This is a genomic window from Robiginitalea aestuariiviva, from assembly GCF_029537735.1.
Lineage (GTDB): Bacteria > Bacteroidota > Bacteroidia > Flavobacteriales > Flavobacteriaceae > Robiginitalea > Robiginitalea aestuariiviva.
The window spans coordinates 74,862-89,787 of the sequence record NZ_JARPUQ010000003.1 but is presented as its reverse complement, the minus strand read 5'-3'; the positions used below and the strand labels follow the sequence as shown (position 1 = coordinate 89,787).

The following is a 14,926-nucleotide window of genomic DNA, read 5'->3' as shown; positions in this document are numbered from 1 at the left end:
TTGGCTCTGTTCCTGCTGCACCCGGCTTATTTCCCCAACCCGGACACCATGGCCTGCCTGTTGCAGGGTGAGGTCCTGTGGGAGGCCTGGGACAATTACCAGAAACAGACCTACCGCAACCGCTGCTACATCTGTACGGACCGGGGCCGGCTGATGCTCAATATCCCCATCCGCCATGTAGGTGGCCGCCATGGACGGCAGCGTTTCCGGGAGGTGTTGATAGACAACACCTATCCCTGGCAGCGGCAGCACTGGCGCAGCCTGGAGACCGCCTACCGCTCTGCCCCTTTTTTCGAATTCTACGAAACGGAGGTCAGGCCCCTCTATGAAACCCCTTTCGATTCGCTGATGGCCTGGGACCTGGCCACCATCCAACTGCTATGCCGCCTATTGGACATCTCCTTTCCGGAGGCTCAAACCGAAAGCTATAAAGAAGAGGTAACCCCATGGGTGGATGCCCGCGGGCTGATCCATGCCAAAACGGGCCTGGACGGGCCCCAGCCCCCTTACCACCAGGTCTTTGAAGACCGGCACGGGTTCCTGCCCGCCATGAGTACCCTGGACCTGCTCTTTAACGAAGGGCCTCAGGCCAGGGAGTACCTGCGTACCCTGACCCTTCCCGCCCATGGGTAGGGAGTGGGTACATTACGGCATACATCTGCTGCTTCCGGTGGTGATCGCCTTTTGGGCCTTCCCGGAAAAGCCCTGGCGCGCCCTGCTGTGGCTGTGGGCCGGGATGGCCATTGATGCAGACCACCTGTTGGCCGATCCGGTATTCGACCCCAACCGATGTAGCCTGGGGTTCCACCCGTTGCATTCCTTCTGGGCCGTGCCCGTGTACATTGTGCTGGCCGCCCTGCCCAAGACGCGGCCGCTGGGACTGGGGCTGCTGATCCACCTGATGGCGGACGGGGCCGATTGCGCCCTGATGGGTTAGTCTTCTTTCCCGGCTTTAAAAAGGAAGTCTTTTTCGGCCTGGGTCAGGCTTTCATACCCGCTTTTGCTGATCTTATCCAGGATGCCGTCAATTTTGCGCTGGCGCGCCGCTTTGCCGTGGTCTGCTTTGGGCGCAGCCTTTTTGTACACTGTTTTCATGGGAGCCTTGCGGGGTTTGCGCTCAAAGAGCCCGGCCACGGCGTCCAGCATGCGGGAGAAACCCGCCCCCAGGTCCTTGCCCTGCAGGGAGCCCCGGGCGTATAGATACCCCAACAAAGCGCCTCCCAGGTGGGCCAGCCGCCCGCCCGGGTTGTCTCCCATCGGGATCGTAACCAGGTCCAGCAACACAAAGAAAGCCCCCACATACCAGAGTTTCAGGTTGAAGAAAAACACCCGCACCTCCTGGTTGGGCATATAGGTACAGATAAAAATCAGCACCGCCATAACCCCGGCCGAGGCCCCCACCAGGGGCGACTGGCTTTGGTAAAAGGCCGGGAAGATGTTATAGGCCGTGAGGAAGAATGCCCCACCCAGGATTACCCCCAGGAAATAGACATTGATAAAGCGGCGCGGGCCAAACAAATTCAGAAAGATCCGCCCCACGTAATACAGCATCAGCATGTTGAAAAACAGGTGCCATAAACCCCCATGCAAAAAGGAGTAGGTGACCAGGGACCAGGGCTGGGTCAGGAAGTCGAAGAAATCCTTGGGCAGGTGCAGCCAGGCCTCCAGGCGCCAGGCGGGCATAGCCATCAGGAAGGCGGTGAGCTTAAAGACGATAAAGACCGCCACATTCACCACAATGAGCTTTTCGGCTATGCTGAGCCGCGCAAACTGGTATCTGAGTCCTCCCTGCATCTTATAAATCCCAACGGTTTTGGTTAAACTGGTTGCGCTTCCAGTACCACATCATCAGGAAGCCGAAGAGCGCCCCGCCCACGTGGGCAAAGTGCGCAATGCCGGACCCGAAGATGGAATAGCCCGTAACCCCCGAAAACAAGTCCAGGCCTATGAGCACCGGGATAAAATACTTCGCCTTGATGGGGATGGGCAAAAAGATAAGGAAGAGTTCGCTGTTGGGAAAAGACATCCCAAAGGCGACCAAAATCCCGTAAATGGCCCCGGAGGCCCCCACCGCAGGAGAATAGAAGGTATCCGCCATGGTTTGCACCTTTTCCGGGTCGGCCAGTTGCAGCCAACTCCGGGGGGCTTCCCCGCTGGCCAGCAGTTGCAGGACCTCGCTCTTGGCTACCCCGGCCTGTACCAGGGCCTCCACCCCCTGCTGCACATAGTACATATTCACCCCGGTATGGATCAGGGCGGCCCCCAGCCCGGCGGAGAAATAAAAGAAGAGGAACTTCCGGGTGCCCCACATCTGCTCCAGGGGGGAACCAAAGGCCCATAGCGCATACATATTGAAGAAAATATGGGCAAGACCCCCGTGCATAAACATATGGGTGCCAATCTGCCACCAGGAAAAATGCGGGTTCTCGGGGTACCAGAGCGCAAACCAGTCAAACAGTCGATCCCCATACAGGGCGGTGGCTACGAAAAAGATCAGGTTAATGATCAGCAAATGCTTGATGCCGTCGGTAAGTCTACCCATGGGTGTTGAGTTTTTGGTCCAGTTCCTCCAGGGGGAGGGTCATGTGGATGGGTTTCTGAAAGGGGCTCATGCGGGCGTCCCTGCACCCGAACAGGTCGTTTACCAGGGCCAGCTGGGCCGACGGTTCCAGGGCGGTGCCCGGCTTTACGGCAAGCCGCTTACACAGGGCCTTGGCCATGCGGTCGCTCTGGGAAAACCCTTCCTCCCCTGCGTGCTGCTGCCAGCCGGCCAGCAGGCCGTCCACCAGGGCGGGGGCTTCCGCCTCGGGCACCAGGGCCGGCAGGCCAATGATCTCCAGGGGTCCGTTTTCAGCCAAACGGAAACGGAACCCCATGCCCTCCAGGGCGTCCGTCAGGTCTTCCAGCAAATGGCGCTCTGCGGGGTTCAGGGAAATTACCAGGGGGAAGATCAGGGTCTGCACCACCGGGTCCTGGCGGGTGATGTTTTCGAGCAGCTGTTCGTAGAGAACCCGCTGGTGGGCGCGTTGTTGGTCAATGAGCAACAGCCCGGATTTGATGCGGGTCACAATGTAGCGCCGGTCCAGCTGGAAAACCCCGCGCACATCCTGGTGCAGGGTGTCGCCTTCTTCCAGCAGTCCCCCACCCCGTGCCCCGGATTCGATCTCCAGGGATTCCTGGGCAGGTTCCCCTGCAGGGGTCTCCCCCAGGCCTTCATACAGCGCTTCCCAGCCCGCGGCAGGCCTGGCGTTTCTCCGTGGGGCTACCCCCCCGCGGGCCTGTGGCTCCGAAAAGGGGTTGAAATTCCGGTCTACACTCACCTCGGGCACCACCACCTCCCGCTCCCGGAAAGCATAGGGGGTGTCCAGGTTCTGGTCCCGCTCAAAATCCAGGACCGGCCGGATGCTGAACTGCCCCAGGCTGTGTTTAACCGCCGACCGCAAAATGGCATACAGGCTCTGTTCGTCCTCAAATTTTACCTCGGTTTTGGTGGGGTGGATATTGACATCCAGGCTTTCCGGGGGTACGTCCAGGTACAGGAAGTAGCCGGGAACGGTATCGGGCTTTAAAAGCCCTTCAAAGGCCGCCATTACTGCATGGTGCAGGTACGGGCTTTTGATGAAGCGGTCGTTCACAAAAAAGTATTGTTCGCCCCGGCTCTTCTTTGCAAACTCGGGTTTGACCACAAACCCGCCAATGGCCGCCAGTTGGGTTTCCTCGGTAATGGGCACCAGCCGGTCGTGCATGCGGTTGCCAAAGAGGTAGTCTATCCGTTGGCGTAGCTTGGAGGCCGGCAGGTGGTGTACCTCGCTCTCGTTGTGGATCATGCGGAACCCTACCCCGGGGTGGGCCAGGGCCACCCGCTGGAATTCCTCCAGCACATGGCGGAACTCCACCTTGGCGGACTTCAGGAAATTCCGCCGGGCAGGGATGTTGAAAAACAGGTTCTTTACGCTCAGGGAAGTGCCTTCAGGCGCCACGGCTTCCTCCCGGGCCTGCACCTGATCCCCGGCAATGCGGATGCGGGTGGCCAGGCGGGCATCGGCCGTGCGGGTGGTGAGTTCTACCTGGGCAATGGCGGCAATGGAAGCCAGGGCCTCCCCCCTAAAGCCCTTGGTACGAATGCGAAACAAGTCTTCCGCCCCGCTGATCTTGGAGGTGGCGTGGCGGCGGAAACACAACAGGGCGTCCTCCCCGGACATGCCGGAACCGTTGTCTACCACCTGGATCAGGGTCTTGCCCCCATCCTTAATAATGAGTTCAATCTGCGTACTGCCGGCATCAATCGCATTTTCCAGCAACTCTTTCACCGCAGAGGCCGGCCGCTGCACCACCTCCCCGGCCGCAATCTGGTTGGCCACATGATCCGGTAATACGTGTATTCGGTTTGGCATTTACTCAGGGAAAAATATGGAGAGGTCAAAATCCAGCAGGTACAGCACCACCAGCAACAAGATGGCCAGCACCAGCAGGAACCGCAGTTTGTAATTGGGGTCGCCTTCCTGTCGGGAATCGCGTAAGGCCCGGTTCAGGCGCGATTTGATCCCGCCCTGTACCCCACCGGTACTGCGGAAACGGTCCAGCCGCTGCTCCATTTTAAAGGGGCTGCCTTCGCCTTTATCGTCGTAGTACCTGGGGGTGTAGCCGTATTTCTTGTTCTTGCGAAGCCTCGAAAATCGTCCCATAGTAGTCTCCCAAAAATACTTAAAATAGGGCAGCCGGGCCACGTGTGCCTCCCAAAAAATGTTAACAGGGCTGGGGAAAGAAAAGGATCAGAGGGCGGCCATCTGCAGGGCAGCCACTGCCGCCTCCACGCCTTTGTTCCCATGGCGCCCGCCGCTTCGGGCCCGCGCCTGGTCCCAGGTGTCGTCGGTAAGGACGCAGAATATCACCGGGACATCGTGCTGCAGGTTCAGGTCCATGATGCCCTGGGCTGTACCCTGGCAGACAAAATCGAAGTGGGCCGTTTCCCCCCGGATCACGCTGCCGATGGCAATAACGGCATCCGGCCGTTCCCGCTCGATCATGCGCTTGCAGCCAAAGGGCAGCTCAAAACTCCCGGGCACATCCCAGCGCAGAATCTGGTTCTCGGGCACCCCAAGGTCCAGCAGGGTTTCCTGGGCTCCCCTGGCCAGGGCACCCGTAATTTCGTCGTTCCATTGGGAAACCACCAGCCCTATGCGGTAACCGGCGCCGTCCGGGAGAGCGTCCGGGTTAAAGGCGGAAAGGTCTTTTCCAGAAGTGGCCATCAGTTGCCTTTTTGGGCCATGCCAATATAGGCTTCCACTCCGCTCGCCTGGGCAGACTGCGGGAATTCTTCCTTAATGCGGGTAAAGAATTTTAGGGCCTTACCGTACTCCTCCAGTTGCAGGGCGGTTATCCCGGCCTTGTGGAGGTAAAGGGGGGTGGTAAAGGCATTGGTATCGTGGGCAATGGCCTTTTCATAATAATCCAGGGCATCGCTCCCCTGCCCCAGTTCCATAAACGCATCGCCAATGGCGCCTTCGCCTACGGAGCCCAGGATGGCATCGTCGGATTTAAAATCTTCCAGGTAATCGATGGCCTGGTCGTACTGGTCCAGGTGCAGGTAGGAGATCCCGGCAGCGTAGGTGGCCAGGTTGGCCGCCTTGGTGCCGGAAAAGTTGTCCATGATATCTAGTAACCCGTACTTCCCTTCGGCCCCGTTCAGAGCCAGGGTGTAAAGCGAATCTGCCTGGGACTCGTTCTGCTGAGCCTGCTGAAAATACTGCATGGGGAAGAACAGCTCATTGCTGGCAGAAGCCTCCCGGGGTTCCTGTACCAATTTCTCGTATCCGAGGTAACCCAATACCGCAACGGCCACCACGCCGATCACACCGAGGATATACGTCTGGTTGCGGGCTACCCACTGCTCGGTCCGGGAAGCACCGGTATCGAGGCTGCTGAAAACCTCTGCCGTTGTGCTGTCGTGGATTTCCTGCTGGGTGGCTTCCGCCTTGTTCGTACCCTTGTGTCCGCGCTTTTTGTATGTCGCCATTTTTCGTAATATTGGTCGCGCAAAAATACAGGTTTTATCCAAAACCGAAAGTCAAATTATTCGTTATTTTTCAATAATTTGACCCTTCAGCCACCACCCCAGCCTTATGCATCTAACGCACTTGAGCTTACTGAATTACAAGAATTTCGAAGCGGCCGATTTCCGCTTCGACAGCAAGATCAATTGCCTGGTCGGGCCCAACGGGGTGGGGAAGACCAATGTGCTGGACGCCATCTACCACCTGGCCTTCGGGAAGAGTTATTTCAACCCCATCACCACCCAGAACCTCCGCCACGGGCAGGATTTTTTTGTCATCGACGGGAAGCTGGAGAAGGAAGGGGAAGAGCAGCATATTGTCTGCAGTTTCAAGAAAGGGGCCAAAAAGGTGCTCAAGCGCAACGGGAAAGTCTATGATCGAATTTCCGAACACATCGGGCAGGTGCCCCTGGTGATTGTCTCCCCGGCGGACCGCGACCTGATCATAGAGGGGAGCGAAACCCGCCGCAAATTCATGGACGGGGTCATCTCCCAGTCCGACCGGGAATACCTGCGGGATGTGCTGGACTACCACAAGGTGCTCTCCCAGCGCAACGCCTTGCTGAAGTACTTTGCCGCCAACCACCATTTTGACCCGGAAACCCTGGGGGTCTACGATTTGCAGCTCTCCGGTATGGCCACCCGGATCCACGCCAAACGCATGGCCTTTATGGAGGCCTTCCAGCCCATTTTCGCGGAACAGTACCAGGCCATTTCCGGAGGGGAGGAACCGGTGAGCCTGGGGTACGACAGCCAGCTTCAAGATGCCCCCCTGGAAGCGCTGCTTAAAACGTCCCTGGAAAAGGACCGGGTACTGCAATACACCACCAAGGGGGTGCATAAGGACGACCTCCGGATGGAGATCCAGGGCCACCCCATCAAGAAATTCGGCAGCCAGGGTCAGCAGAAATCCTTCCTGATCGCCCTGAAATTTGCCCAGTTCCAGTTTATCAAGGAACAGGTAAAGGGCATGCCCCTCTTATTGCTGGACGATATTTTTGACAAACTGGACGAGCACCGCGTTTCCCATATTGTGGGCCTGGTAAACCAGGACCTTTTCGGGCAAATTTTTATCAGCGACACCCACCCGGAGCGCACCGAAGCCGTCGTAAAAGCCATACACCAATCCTATGTTTCGATCCGTCTGTAGTGTATTGTGCCTGCTGGCCCTTAGCCTGGGGTGCAACCAGCCTCCGGGCATGGAAGCCACCCCCCGGCTGGAGGGGTACTGGGAGATTGACCGGGTGGAATTTCCTGGCGGAGGGGAGCGGGAGTATACCGTGAACACCTCCGTAAATTACTATCACCTGGACGGGAACAAAGGCTACCTCAAAAAAATGCAGCCCAACCTGGACGGGACATTTCAGACCTCGGACGATGCCCTGCCCATGGAGGCACTGGAGCAGGACGGGCAGCTGGTGCTTCGCTTCCAGGGCGAGACGGACACCTGGGAAGAGCGGGTGGAAACCCTGGAAAAGGACCGGTTGGTTACCCTGCATGCCAACGACCTCAGGTACCACTACCGCAGGTACGAACCCTTAACCCCGAACCCCTGATGGCACGCAAGGATGGCGAACAAAAACTCGGAGAGGCCCTGAAGGGCTTTATTAGCGCCCATGGCCTGCAAAAGGGCCTGGACCAGGTAGACATTGTGGCGGCCTGGGAAGCCGTGATGGGCCCCGGGGTGGCCGGATACACCCGGCAGGTTCGCCTCAGGGGCACTACCCTGCGGGTGGAGCTCACCTCCTCCGTACTGCGGGAAGAACTGAGCCTGGGCAACCGGAAGATTGTGGAGATGCTCAATGCCCACATGGGGCGGGAAGTGGTGGAACAACTGTTTCTGCAATAAAAAGCCCCGGGAATCCCCGGGGCCTTGCTTAACACCAATAATGGACTTACCCTTAGGCGTAGATCTCGCGCCCGGAGAAGTGGAAGGAGCTTTCCACCTGGGCATTCTCGTCGCTGTCGGACCCATGAACGGCATTCTCGCCGATGTCCTTGGCAAATAATTTGCGGATGGTGCCTTCGGCAGCCTCGGCCGGGTTGGTAGCCCCGATCAGGGCGCGGAAGTCCTCCACGGCATTGTCTTTTTCCAGGATAGCCGCCACAATGGGGCCCCGGGTCATAAAATCCACCAGCTCCCCGAAAAAGGGGCGGTCCTTGTGGATGGCGTAGAACTGCTGCGCGTCGCGGCGGCTCAACTGGGTGTATTTCATCGCAATGATCTTAAAGCCTGCCGCGGTGATTTTTTCAAGGATGGCCCCGATGTGGCCATTTTCAACCGCATCCGGCTTGATCATGGTAAAGGTTCTGTTTCCGGTCATTTCCAAAAATTTTTGCAAAAGTACACTTTCTGGAACCTTCCCACAAAATTATTGAAACCGAACCTGCAGGGAACTAAGGGTTCGGCTGCTGTCGCCCATCATTTCCATGCGGGCACGGCCCGATTCCGGGTACAGCCGCAGCAACCCAAAACTGCGCTCGTTCACTACCTGCCCCACCCGGTAGGGGTTCTCTTCCCCGCTAAAACCGCTGTAGACATGCGTAAGCCCGCTGCTGGTGAAGTCCACCAGCGGATACGGCAGACCTGCCACCTGCGTGCGTGAGAATTCCGACAGGTGCCGGTCTCCGGACAAGAGGATTACCCCCCGGGCCCCGGATGCTGCAATAAGTTCCAGCAGGCGCTGGCGCTCGTGGGGCATGTTCCCCCAGGTTTCGAACCCGTGCCGGTCCGAAAGCACCTGAATGCTGCTCACCACAAGGTTGAAATCCGCCCGGGAATTTTTAAGCTCCCGCCCCAGCCAGGCCCACTGGGCTTCGCCCAGCATGGTCCCCTCCCCATCCGGGTTGGGGACGTAGCGCTTTACCCCCGTGGTATCCGGGGTCAGGTCCGAACGGTGGTAGCGGGTATCGAGCAGGAGGATCTTTACGGCATAGGGGCCGTGACGGAAAGTTTCGCTGTGGTAGACCCCGGGCTGCAGCCTGCGGGGGTCGCGGGGGGCCACGTTGAGGAAATCGAGGAAGGCCTGCTGGCTGGCTTCCCTGGCCTGGAAGGAGGCACCCCCGTCGTTCATCCCGTAATCGTGGTCGTCCCAGGTGCCGAGCACCGGCACCGCCTCCCGCAGCCGGGCATAGCCGGGTACGGAATCCTGCAGGGCATAGGCCGCCTTAAGCAGTGGAATGCTGTCCGTATCCGCATAAACCACATCCCCGCCCCAGATCCAGACCTGGGGCCGGGCCTGCAGCACATCGTCCCACAAAGGGTTAGGGAGGCGAGTGCGGTTGCAGGATCCAAAGGCAACCGTAAAAACCGGTTCTTCCGGGGCTGTGGCAGCGGGTTGTGGATCCCGGCAGGAAACGGCTATCAAAAAGGCGGCAAGGCAGGCAGAAAAGGCTTTCACAGGTATGGGTTTAGGGATTAAAGGTACCGTTTTCCCCCCGGGCAATCAATAGAATTAATCGTATCTTTGGGCGCATGAATTCAGAAGCGACCGGTAAGCTGCAACAAGCGCTCGCCAGCCCCCGAGAGATCATTTTAGTACCGCATTACAACCCTGACGGGGACGCTATTGGCGCCTGCCTGGGGCTCTGCCGCTACCTGGGCCAAAGCGGCCATCGCGCCCGGGTACTGGCCCCTAACGATTTTCCACAATTCCTCAAATGGATGCCCGGGTCGGAAGGGGTACTCATCTATGACCGGAACCCGGAAACGGCCAGAAAGGCGGTGGCCGAAGCCGAACTGATCTTCACCCTGGATTTCAATGCCCTGGACCGATGCGGCCCCCTGTGCCAGCTCCTATCCGAAGCCAGCGCCACCTTTGTGATGATCGACCACCACCAGGCCCCGGACGGGTATGCCCACATCCAGTATTCCGATGTGCGTATGAGCTCCACCTGCGAAATGGTCTACAATACCATAGAAGCCCTGGGCGGGCTGGACCGCATTGACGCGGAAACGGCCAGTTGCCTGTATGCCGGGATGCTTACCGATACCGGTTCCTTTAAGTTCGCTTCCACTACCCCGCGCACCATGCGGGTGGCAGCCGACCTCATGGAACGGGGGGCGCCCCATACCGAAATTCACCGCCACATTTACGATACCAACCGGCCCCAACGCCTGCAACTGCTGGGCTGCGCCCTGAGCAACCTGGTGATCCTGCCGGAGTACCGCACGGCCTATATTACCCTGAGCCAGGACGAACTGGATGCCCACGGCTTCCAGAAGGGAGATACCGAAGGTTTTGTGAACTACGGGCTTTCCATAAACAATGTGGTGCTTGCCGCTATCTTTATCGAAAACCGGGAAGAGGGGATTGTAAAGATCTCCCTGCGTTCCCAGGGGGACTTTTCCGTGAACGATATGTCGCGTAAGCATTTTTCAGGCGGAGGGCATATCAATGCGGCCGGCGGGCGGTCCGAAGCCTCCCTGGAGGACACCGCAGCACGGTTCCGGGCCATCCTCCCCGAATATGAAAATCAACTCCAGCACGCATGAAGTTCCGTATTTTACTTCTGACCCTCCTGCTGGCGGCCGCCTGCCGCGAGCCGGAAGCCCGCTGGCCCATAGAAGCCAAAAGCGGTTCCTTCCTGGAGCAGTCGGCGGCGCGCAACAAGCGTTTGCTGGCCGAGGAAGAGGCCCTGATGGCCCGCCTCATTGCAGCAGACAGCCTCCACCAGTGGGAGCAGACCGCCAGCGGCAGCCGCTTCTATTACCTGCAGAAAAACCCGGGCCAGGGCTACACCCCCCAACCGGACGACCTGGTGACCCTCACCTATAACCTGATGACCTGGGGGGGAGACACCCTTTACCGGGCCGAGGAGCTTGGGGTCCTCCGCTATAAAGTGGACAAACAAGAGCTCTTCCCCGGGCTGCGCAACAGCGTAAAGCTGCTGCAGCAAGGGGAGAAAGCCGTTTTTATGTACCCTTCCTCCCTGGGTTACGGCTACCATGGGGATGAAGACCGCATCGGCCCCAATGTGCCCCTGAAAGCCACCCTGGAAATCCTGGACATCCAAAAATCACAAGACGCAAATAGCACTCAAACCCTGAACCCATGAAACGAATATTGCTGATCCTCCTGGTTGCCGGCCTTTCGGCTACCTCCTGTAAAACCAACCATTACGCAGACCTGGGCGACGGCCTGTACGCCGCCGTGCGCACCAGCAAGGGGGAAATTGTCATGAAGCTCGAATACGAAAAGACCCCGGTTACCGTGGCCAACTTTGTATCCCTGGCCGAAGGCACCAACCCTTACGTAAGCGAAGAATTCAAAGAAAAGAAGTACTACAACGGCATTACCTTCCACCGGGTGATCAAGGATTTTATGATCCAGGGGGGCGACCCAACCGGCACCGGCCGGGGCAACCCCGGATACCGTTTTATGGATGAATTTAACGATTCCCTGATGCACAGCGGCAAGGGCATCCTCTCCATGGCCAACAGCGGGCCCAAAACCAACGGCAGCCAGTTCTTTATCACCCATGCCGCCACCCCATGGCTGGACGGAAAGCACACCGTATTTGGTTCGGTAGTGCGCGGGATGGAAGTGGTGGATTCCATTGCTGCCGTCCCCGTAGCCCAGGGCAGCAACAAACCCGTGCAGGATGTGGTTATGGAAGAAGTGGACATTATCCGCAATGGCAAGGCGGCCAAAGCCTTCGACGCCGTGGAGGTGATGGAAGACTATTTCGCGGCCGAGGAAGCCCGGGCAGCGGAGCGCAAAGCCGAACTCGAAGCCTTTGTGACCCGCATCCAGGAGCAGAAAGCCACGGCCCAGACTACTCCCACGGGCCTGGCCTATATTGTGGTGCAGGAGCCCAGCGGGGAGCAGCCCGCCATTGGGGACAAGGTTTGGGTAGACTATGCCGGATGGGTAGAAGACGGCACCCTGATCGACACCAGCGAAGAGGCCATTGCCGAACTCTTTGACAAACGGGATGAACTCCTGCAGATGCACCGGGGCAACTTTGGCCCGGTGGCCATGGACTACAGCCCGGACTCCCCGCTGATCCCCGGGTTCCGCGAAGCCCTGCTGGAAATGAAGGTCGGGGAAAAACGCCGCCTCTTTATCCCGCCACACCTCGGATGGGGCGAGCGCGGCGGGGGCCCAGTGCCGCCCAATGCCCAGCTGGTCTTCGATATCGAAATCACGGGCATCCAACTGGAAGCCCAGAACTAAAAATAGAAACACCGGAATCTCCGGTGTTTTTTTTTACTCAGGGGATGTGGGCCAACACGTCTTTGAGGAAACCCCAAAATTTTTGGGTGGACGAAACTGACGCCCGTTCATCCGGGGAATGCGCCCCCAGGATGGTGGGGCCGAAACTGATCATGTCCATCTCCGGGTAATGCGCCTTGATGATGCCGCACTCCAGCCCCCCGTGCCCGGCCACCACCTTAGGGGCCTCGCCAAACATCGCCTGGTAGCGCTGCTGTAACAGGGCCAGGGCCCGGGACTCCGGGTCCGGCGACCAGCCGGGGTAATCCCCGCTGGTTTCCGACGTATATCCCGCCAGCCCGAACACGGCCTGCAGGCTGCGGACCAGGTCTGCCTTCCGGCTTTCGGAAGAGGAACGGGTCAGGCACCCGATCAGGATTTCCCCCGCCCCGGCCAGTACCCGGGCCAGGTTGTTGGAGGTCTCGGTTTGTTCCGGGAACTGGTAACTCATGTATTGCACCCCGTTATGGACAGCTGCCAGGCAGCGGAGCAAGGCTTCCTGACCTGCTACAGGCATAACATTTTCAGGGGTTTGGCAGGGTTCCAGCTGCAACTCCAGCCCGGGCTCTACAGGTGCAAAATCCGCCTGGATTGCCGCGGCCTCCCGGGCAAAGGCCATTTCCAGGGCCTCGCGATCCGAGGCCGCCACAACAAGAATAGCATGGCTCTCCCTGGGGATGGCATTGCGGAGGTTCCCGCCTTCAAAGCGGGAGAGGCGGATGGCTGCCTGTGCGGCAGTGGTCATCAACAGGCGGGTCAGGATTTTATTGGCATTCCCCAAGCCTTTGTGGATGTCCATCCCGCTGTGCCCCCCCTGCAGCCCGCTCACCTGCAGGCGGAAGGCCAGGCCCCCCGCAGGGACCGGCTCCGGGGTGTAGGTCCCTGTGGCAGTAAGGTCTACCCCGCCGGCACAGCCTACGTCCAGTTCGTCGTCTTCTTCCGTATCCAGATTCAGCAGGATACGGCCCTGCAACCAGTCCGGCCCCAGGTTTTTGGCCCCGGTCATCCCGGTTTCCTCGTCTATGGTAAAGAGGGCTTCCAGGGGCGGGTGAGCCAGGTCCGAGGCTTCCAGTACCGCCATAATGGCGGCCACGCCCAGACCGTTGTCGGCCCCCAGGGTTGTCCCCCGGGCGCGCACCCAGTCTTTGTCCACCCACATGCGGATGCCTTCGGAATCAAAATCGAAATCAGTCCCGTCATTCTTCTGGTGCACCATATCCAGGTGGGCCTGCAGCACTACCGGGGTACGCCCCTCCATCCCCGGGCTGGCCGGTTTGCGGATCAGTACATTTCCCGTTTCGTCCTGCAGGGTTTCCAGGCCCAGGCTACGGCCAAAGTCTATCATAAAAGCTATGACCCGCCCTTCCTTTTTCGAGGGCCGGGGTACGGCGTTCAGGTTTTCAAAATGGTGCCAAACAGCCTGGGGTTCCAGGGCAGCCAAAGGAGTAGCCATAGGGATTGTTTTGACCCAAAAATAGGAAATAGGGCGGTGAGAATCCCTATTTTTGAAGGCATGCGGAACCGAATCTTGAACATCCTGGCCCTGAGCCTGCCCGTACAGCTGCTGCTGGTGGCCTGGGCCGCTGCCCACCCCCAGGCCGTAGAGCGCTGGTACAGCCAGGGACTCTACCCCTACCTTTCCGGGTTTTCACGGACGCTGTACGGGGTCTTCCCCTTTTCGATCGGAGACCTGGCCTACCTGGGGCTGCTGGCCTACGGGATATACCTGCTGGTGCGCAAGGGCCGGCGCATCCGCACCCATTTCCGCGCCACCTTAAGGAACATTCTGGCAGCCCTTTCCGTCCTGTACTTCACCTTCTACCTGATGTGGGGGCTCAACTATTTCCGCACCCCCCTTGCCCAGGCCATGGGATGGGAGGAGGCCTTCACCGTGGAGGAACTGCAGGCCGTAACCCGTCAACTGGTAGGGCAGGCCAATACCCTGCAGCAGGAACTGGCCGGGGACACCCTCTCGGCCGTAGTACCGCCCTATACCCGGCAGCAGATCCAGGCCTTAACCGTGGAAGGGTACCGCCACCTGGAGGCCCGTTACCCCAACCTGGCCTACCGCCACCCCTCCCTGAAACCCTCGCTGATCAGCGGGTGGTTGTCCTATATGGGCTATGGGGGATACCTGAACCCCTTTACCGGGGAAGCCCAGGTGAATGCCCGCCTGCCGCTGTTCCGCTACCCCGTGGTCTGCGGGCACGAGGTGGGTCACCAACTCGGGTATTCTGCCGAGAACGAAACCAACTTCATCGGTTACCTGGTGAGCCTGGAACACCCGGACCCTTACTTCCGGTATTCGGCCGTGACCTCGGCCCTGGGGTACTGCCTGGCCGAACTCGGGCGTCAAAACCCGGAGGAGGCCAAGGCCATCCGGGCCGCCCTGCACCCCGGGGTGGAAGCGAACTACCAGCAGGCTCGCGACTTCTGGGCCGGCTATGCCAACCCCCTGGAGCCGGTTTTCAAGGCGGTATTCAACACCTACCTGGAAGCCAACCGACAGAAGGACGGCATCCGCAGCTACAGCCGGGTGGTTTCCCTCCTGGTCGGGTTCCACCGGGAACACCCCCTCCCGGAATTCTAAAGGTTTTGTTAAAATACGGGGATGCCTTGGGGGTGCCCCCGGGCTAAACCTTATTTTTAGGGGGCT

At 59.2% G+C, this 14,926-nt stretch carries 18 protein-coding genes; 9 read left to right on the top strand and 9 right to left on the bottom strand.

Translation table 11 applies throughout. The annotated features are described in order from the left end of the window. Both OZ410_RS13050 and OZ410_RS13045 read left to right on the top strand, forming a co-directional pair. Complete coding sequence (locus tag OZ410_RS13050; RefSeq protein WP_277708455.1) at positions 1–633, top strand: WbqC family protein; 633 nt, start codon at positions 1–3, stop codon at positions 631–633. Then, the gene (locus OZ410_RS13045; protein WP_277708454.1) at positions 626–937 is read left to right on the top strand and encodes a DUF6122 family protein; all 312 of its coding nucleotides are present in this window, start codon (positions 626–628) and stop codon (positions 935–937) included. The genes OZ410_RS13050 and OZ410_RS13045 overlap by 8 nt, the downstream gene beginning before the upstream one ends. Here the strand turns inward: OZ410_RS13045 and OZ410_RS13040 are convergent. The 6 genes from OZ410_RS13040 to OZ410_RS13015 all read right to left on the bottom strand — a co-directional run bounded on the left by OZ410_RS13040 (position 934) and on the right by OZ410_RS13015 (position 6,016). Then, entirely contained in the window at positions 934–1,794 is an 861-nt protein-coding gene (locus OZ410_RS13040; RefSeq protein WP_277708453.1) for a rhomboid family intramembrane serine protease, read from the bottom strand. The two genes, OZ410_RS13045 and OZ410_RS13040, sit on opposite strands and share 4 nt — an antisense overlap. 1 nt (position 1,795) lies before the next feature. Beyond that, complete coding sequence (locus OZ410_RS13035; protein WP_277708452.1) at positions 1,796–2,542, bottom strand: rhomboid family intramembrane serine protease; 747 nt, start codon at positions 2,540–2,542, stop codon at positions 1,796–1,798. Then, a complete protein-coding gene (gene mutL / locus OZ410_RS13030) occupies positions 2,535–4,394 on the bottom strand; it encodes a DNA mismatch repair endonuclease MutL (RefSeq protein WP_277708451.1) in 1,860 nt (619 codons plus the stop codon). Before mutL ends, OZ410_RS13035 begins: the two co-directional genes overlap by 8 nt. Continuing rightward, complete coding sequence (locus tag OZ410_RS13025; protein ID WP_277708450.1) at positions 4,395–4,685, bottom strand: riboflavin synthase subunit beta; 291 nt, start codon at positions 4,683–4,685, stop codon at positions 4,395–4,397. An 87-nt stretch (positions 4,686–4,772) separates the two neighbouring features. Beyond that, the gene (ribH, locus tag OZ410_RS13020) at positions 4,773–5,249 is read right to left on the bottom strand and encodes a 6,7-dimethyl-8-ribityllumazine synthase (RefSeq protein ID WP_277708449.1); all 477 of its coding nucleotides are present in this window, start codon (positions 5,247–5,249) and stop codon (positions 4,773–4,775) included. After that, complete coding sequence (locus tag OZ410_RS13015; RefSeq protein ID WP_277708448.1) at positions 5,249–6,016, bottom strand: tetratricopeptide repeat protein; 768 nt, start codon at positions 6,014–6,016, stop codon at positions 5,249–5,251. Before OZ410_RS13015 ends, ribH begins: the two co-directional genes overlap by 1 nt. Positions 6,017–6,122: 106 nt before the next feature. Between OZ410_RS13015 and recF the strand changes: the two genes are divergently transcribed. From recF to OZ410_RS13000, 3 genes are read left to right on the top strand one after another with little or no spacing between them, the layout of a single operon-like run. Then, positions 6,123–7,202 (top strand): DNA replication/repair protein RecF, encoded by a 1,080-nt coding sequence (recF, locus tag OZ410_RS13010; RefSeq protein WP_277708447.1) that lies wholly within the window; start codon positions 6,123–6,125, stop codon positions 7,200–7,202. Then, positions 7,183–7,608, top strand: coding sequence for a hypothetical protein (locus tag OZ410_RS13005; RefSeq protein ID WP_277708446.1), 426 nt, complete (start codon positions 7,183–7,185; stop codon positions 7,606–7,608). Before recF ends, OZ410_RS13005 begins: the two co-directional genes overlap by 20 nt. Continuing rightward, positions 7,608–7,901 carry a DciA family protein gene (locus tag OZ410_RS13000; RefSeq protein ID WP_277708445.1) on the top strand — a complete coding sequence of 98 codons (294 nt, stop codon included), beginning with the start codon at positions 7,608–7,610 and terminating at the stop codon, positions 7,899–7,901. Before OZ410_RS13005 ends, OZ410_RS13000 begins: the two co-directional genes overlap by 1 nt. Before the next feature lie 52 nt (positions 7,902–7,953). Here the strand turns inward: OZ410_RS13000 and OZ410_RS12995 are convergent, their stop codons facing one another. Together OZ410_RS12995 and OZ410_RS12990 are read right to left on the bottom strand one after the other, a co-directional pair. Further along, on the bottom strand, positions 7,954–8,376 hold the full coding sequence (locus OZ410_RS12995; RefSeq protein ID WP_277708444.1) for a nucleoside-diphosphate kinase: 423 nt from the start codon (positions 8,374–8,376) through the stop codon (positions 7,954–7,956). A gap of 48 nt (positions 8,377–8,424) precedes the next feature. Then, complete coding sequence (locus tag OZ410_RS12990) at positions 8,425–9,453, bottom strand: alkaline phosphatase D family protein (protein ID WP_277708443.1); 1,029 nt, start codon at positions 9,451–9,453, stop codon at positions 8,425–8,427. 74 nt (positions 9,454–9,527) lie between these two features. On the opposite strand from OZ410_RS12990, the gene OZ410_RS12985 reads away from it, so the two are divergent. The 3 genes from OZ410_RS12985 to OZ410_RS12975 are packed head-to-tail and all read left to right on the top strand — an operon-like array spanning position 9,528 to position 12,231. After that, on the top strand, positions 9,528–10,547 hold the full coding sequence (locus OZ410_RS12985) for a DHH family phosphoesterase (RefSeq protein ID WP_277708442.1): 1,020 nt from the start codon (positions 9,528–9,530) through the stop codon (positions 10,545–10,547). Further along, positions 10,544–11,110, top strand: a complete 567-nt coding sequence (gene gldI, locus OZ410_RS12980) for a gliding motility-associated peptidyl-prolyl isomerase GldI (protein WP_277708441.1) — start codon at positions 10,544–10,546, stop codon at positions 11,108–11,110. Before OZ410_RS12985 ends, gldI begins: the two co-directional genes overlap by 4 nt. Continuing rightward, positions 11,107–12,231 carry a peptidylprolyl isomerase gene (locus OZ410_RS12975; RefSeq protein ID WP_277708440.1) on the top strand — a complete coding sequence of 375 codons (1,125 nt, stop codon included), beginning with the start codon at positions 11,107–11,109 and terminating at the stop codon, positions 12,229–12,231. Before gldI ends, OZ410_RS12975 begins: the two co-directional genes overlap by 4 nt. A 37-nt stretch (positions 12,232–12,268) precedes the next feature. Here the strand turns inward: OZ410_RS12975 and OZ410_RS12970 are convergent, their stop codons facing one another. Then, on the bottom strand, positions 12,269–13,723 hold the full coding sequence (locus tag OZ410_RS12970) for an aminoacyl-histidine dipeptidase (RefSeq protein ID WP_277708439.1): 1,455 nt from the start codon (positions 13,721–13,723) through the stop codon (positions 12,269–12,271). A gap of 60 nt (positions 13,724–13,783) precedes the next feature. Here OZ410_RS12970 and OZ410_RS12965 point away from each other — a divergent pair, with 60 nt between their 5' ends. Next, complete coding sequence (locus OZ410_RS12965; RefSeq protein ID WP_277708438.1) at positions 13,784–14,860, top strand: DUF3810 domain-containing protein; 1,077 nt, start codon at positions 13,784–13,786, stop codon at positions 14,858–14,860. Positions 14,861–14,926: the final 66 nt, after the last annotated feature.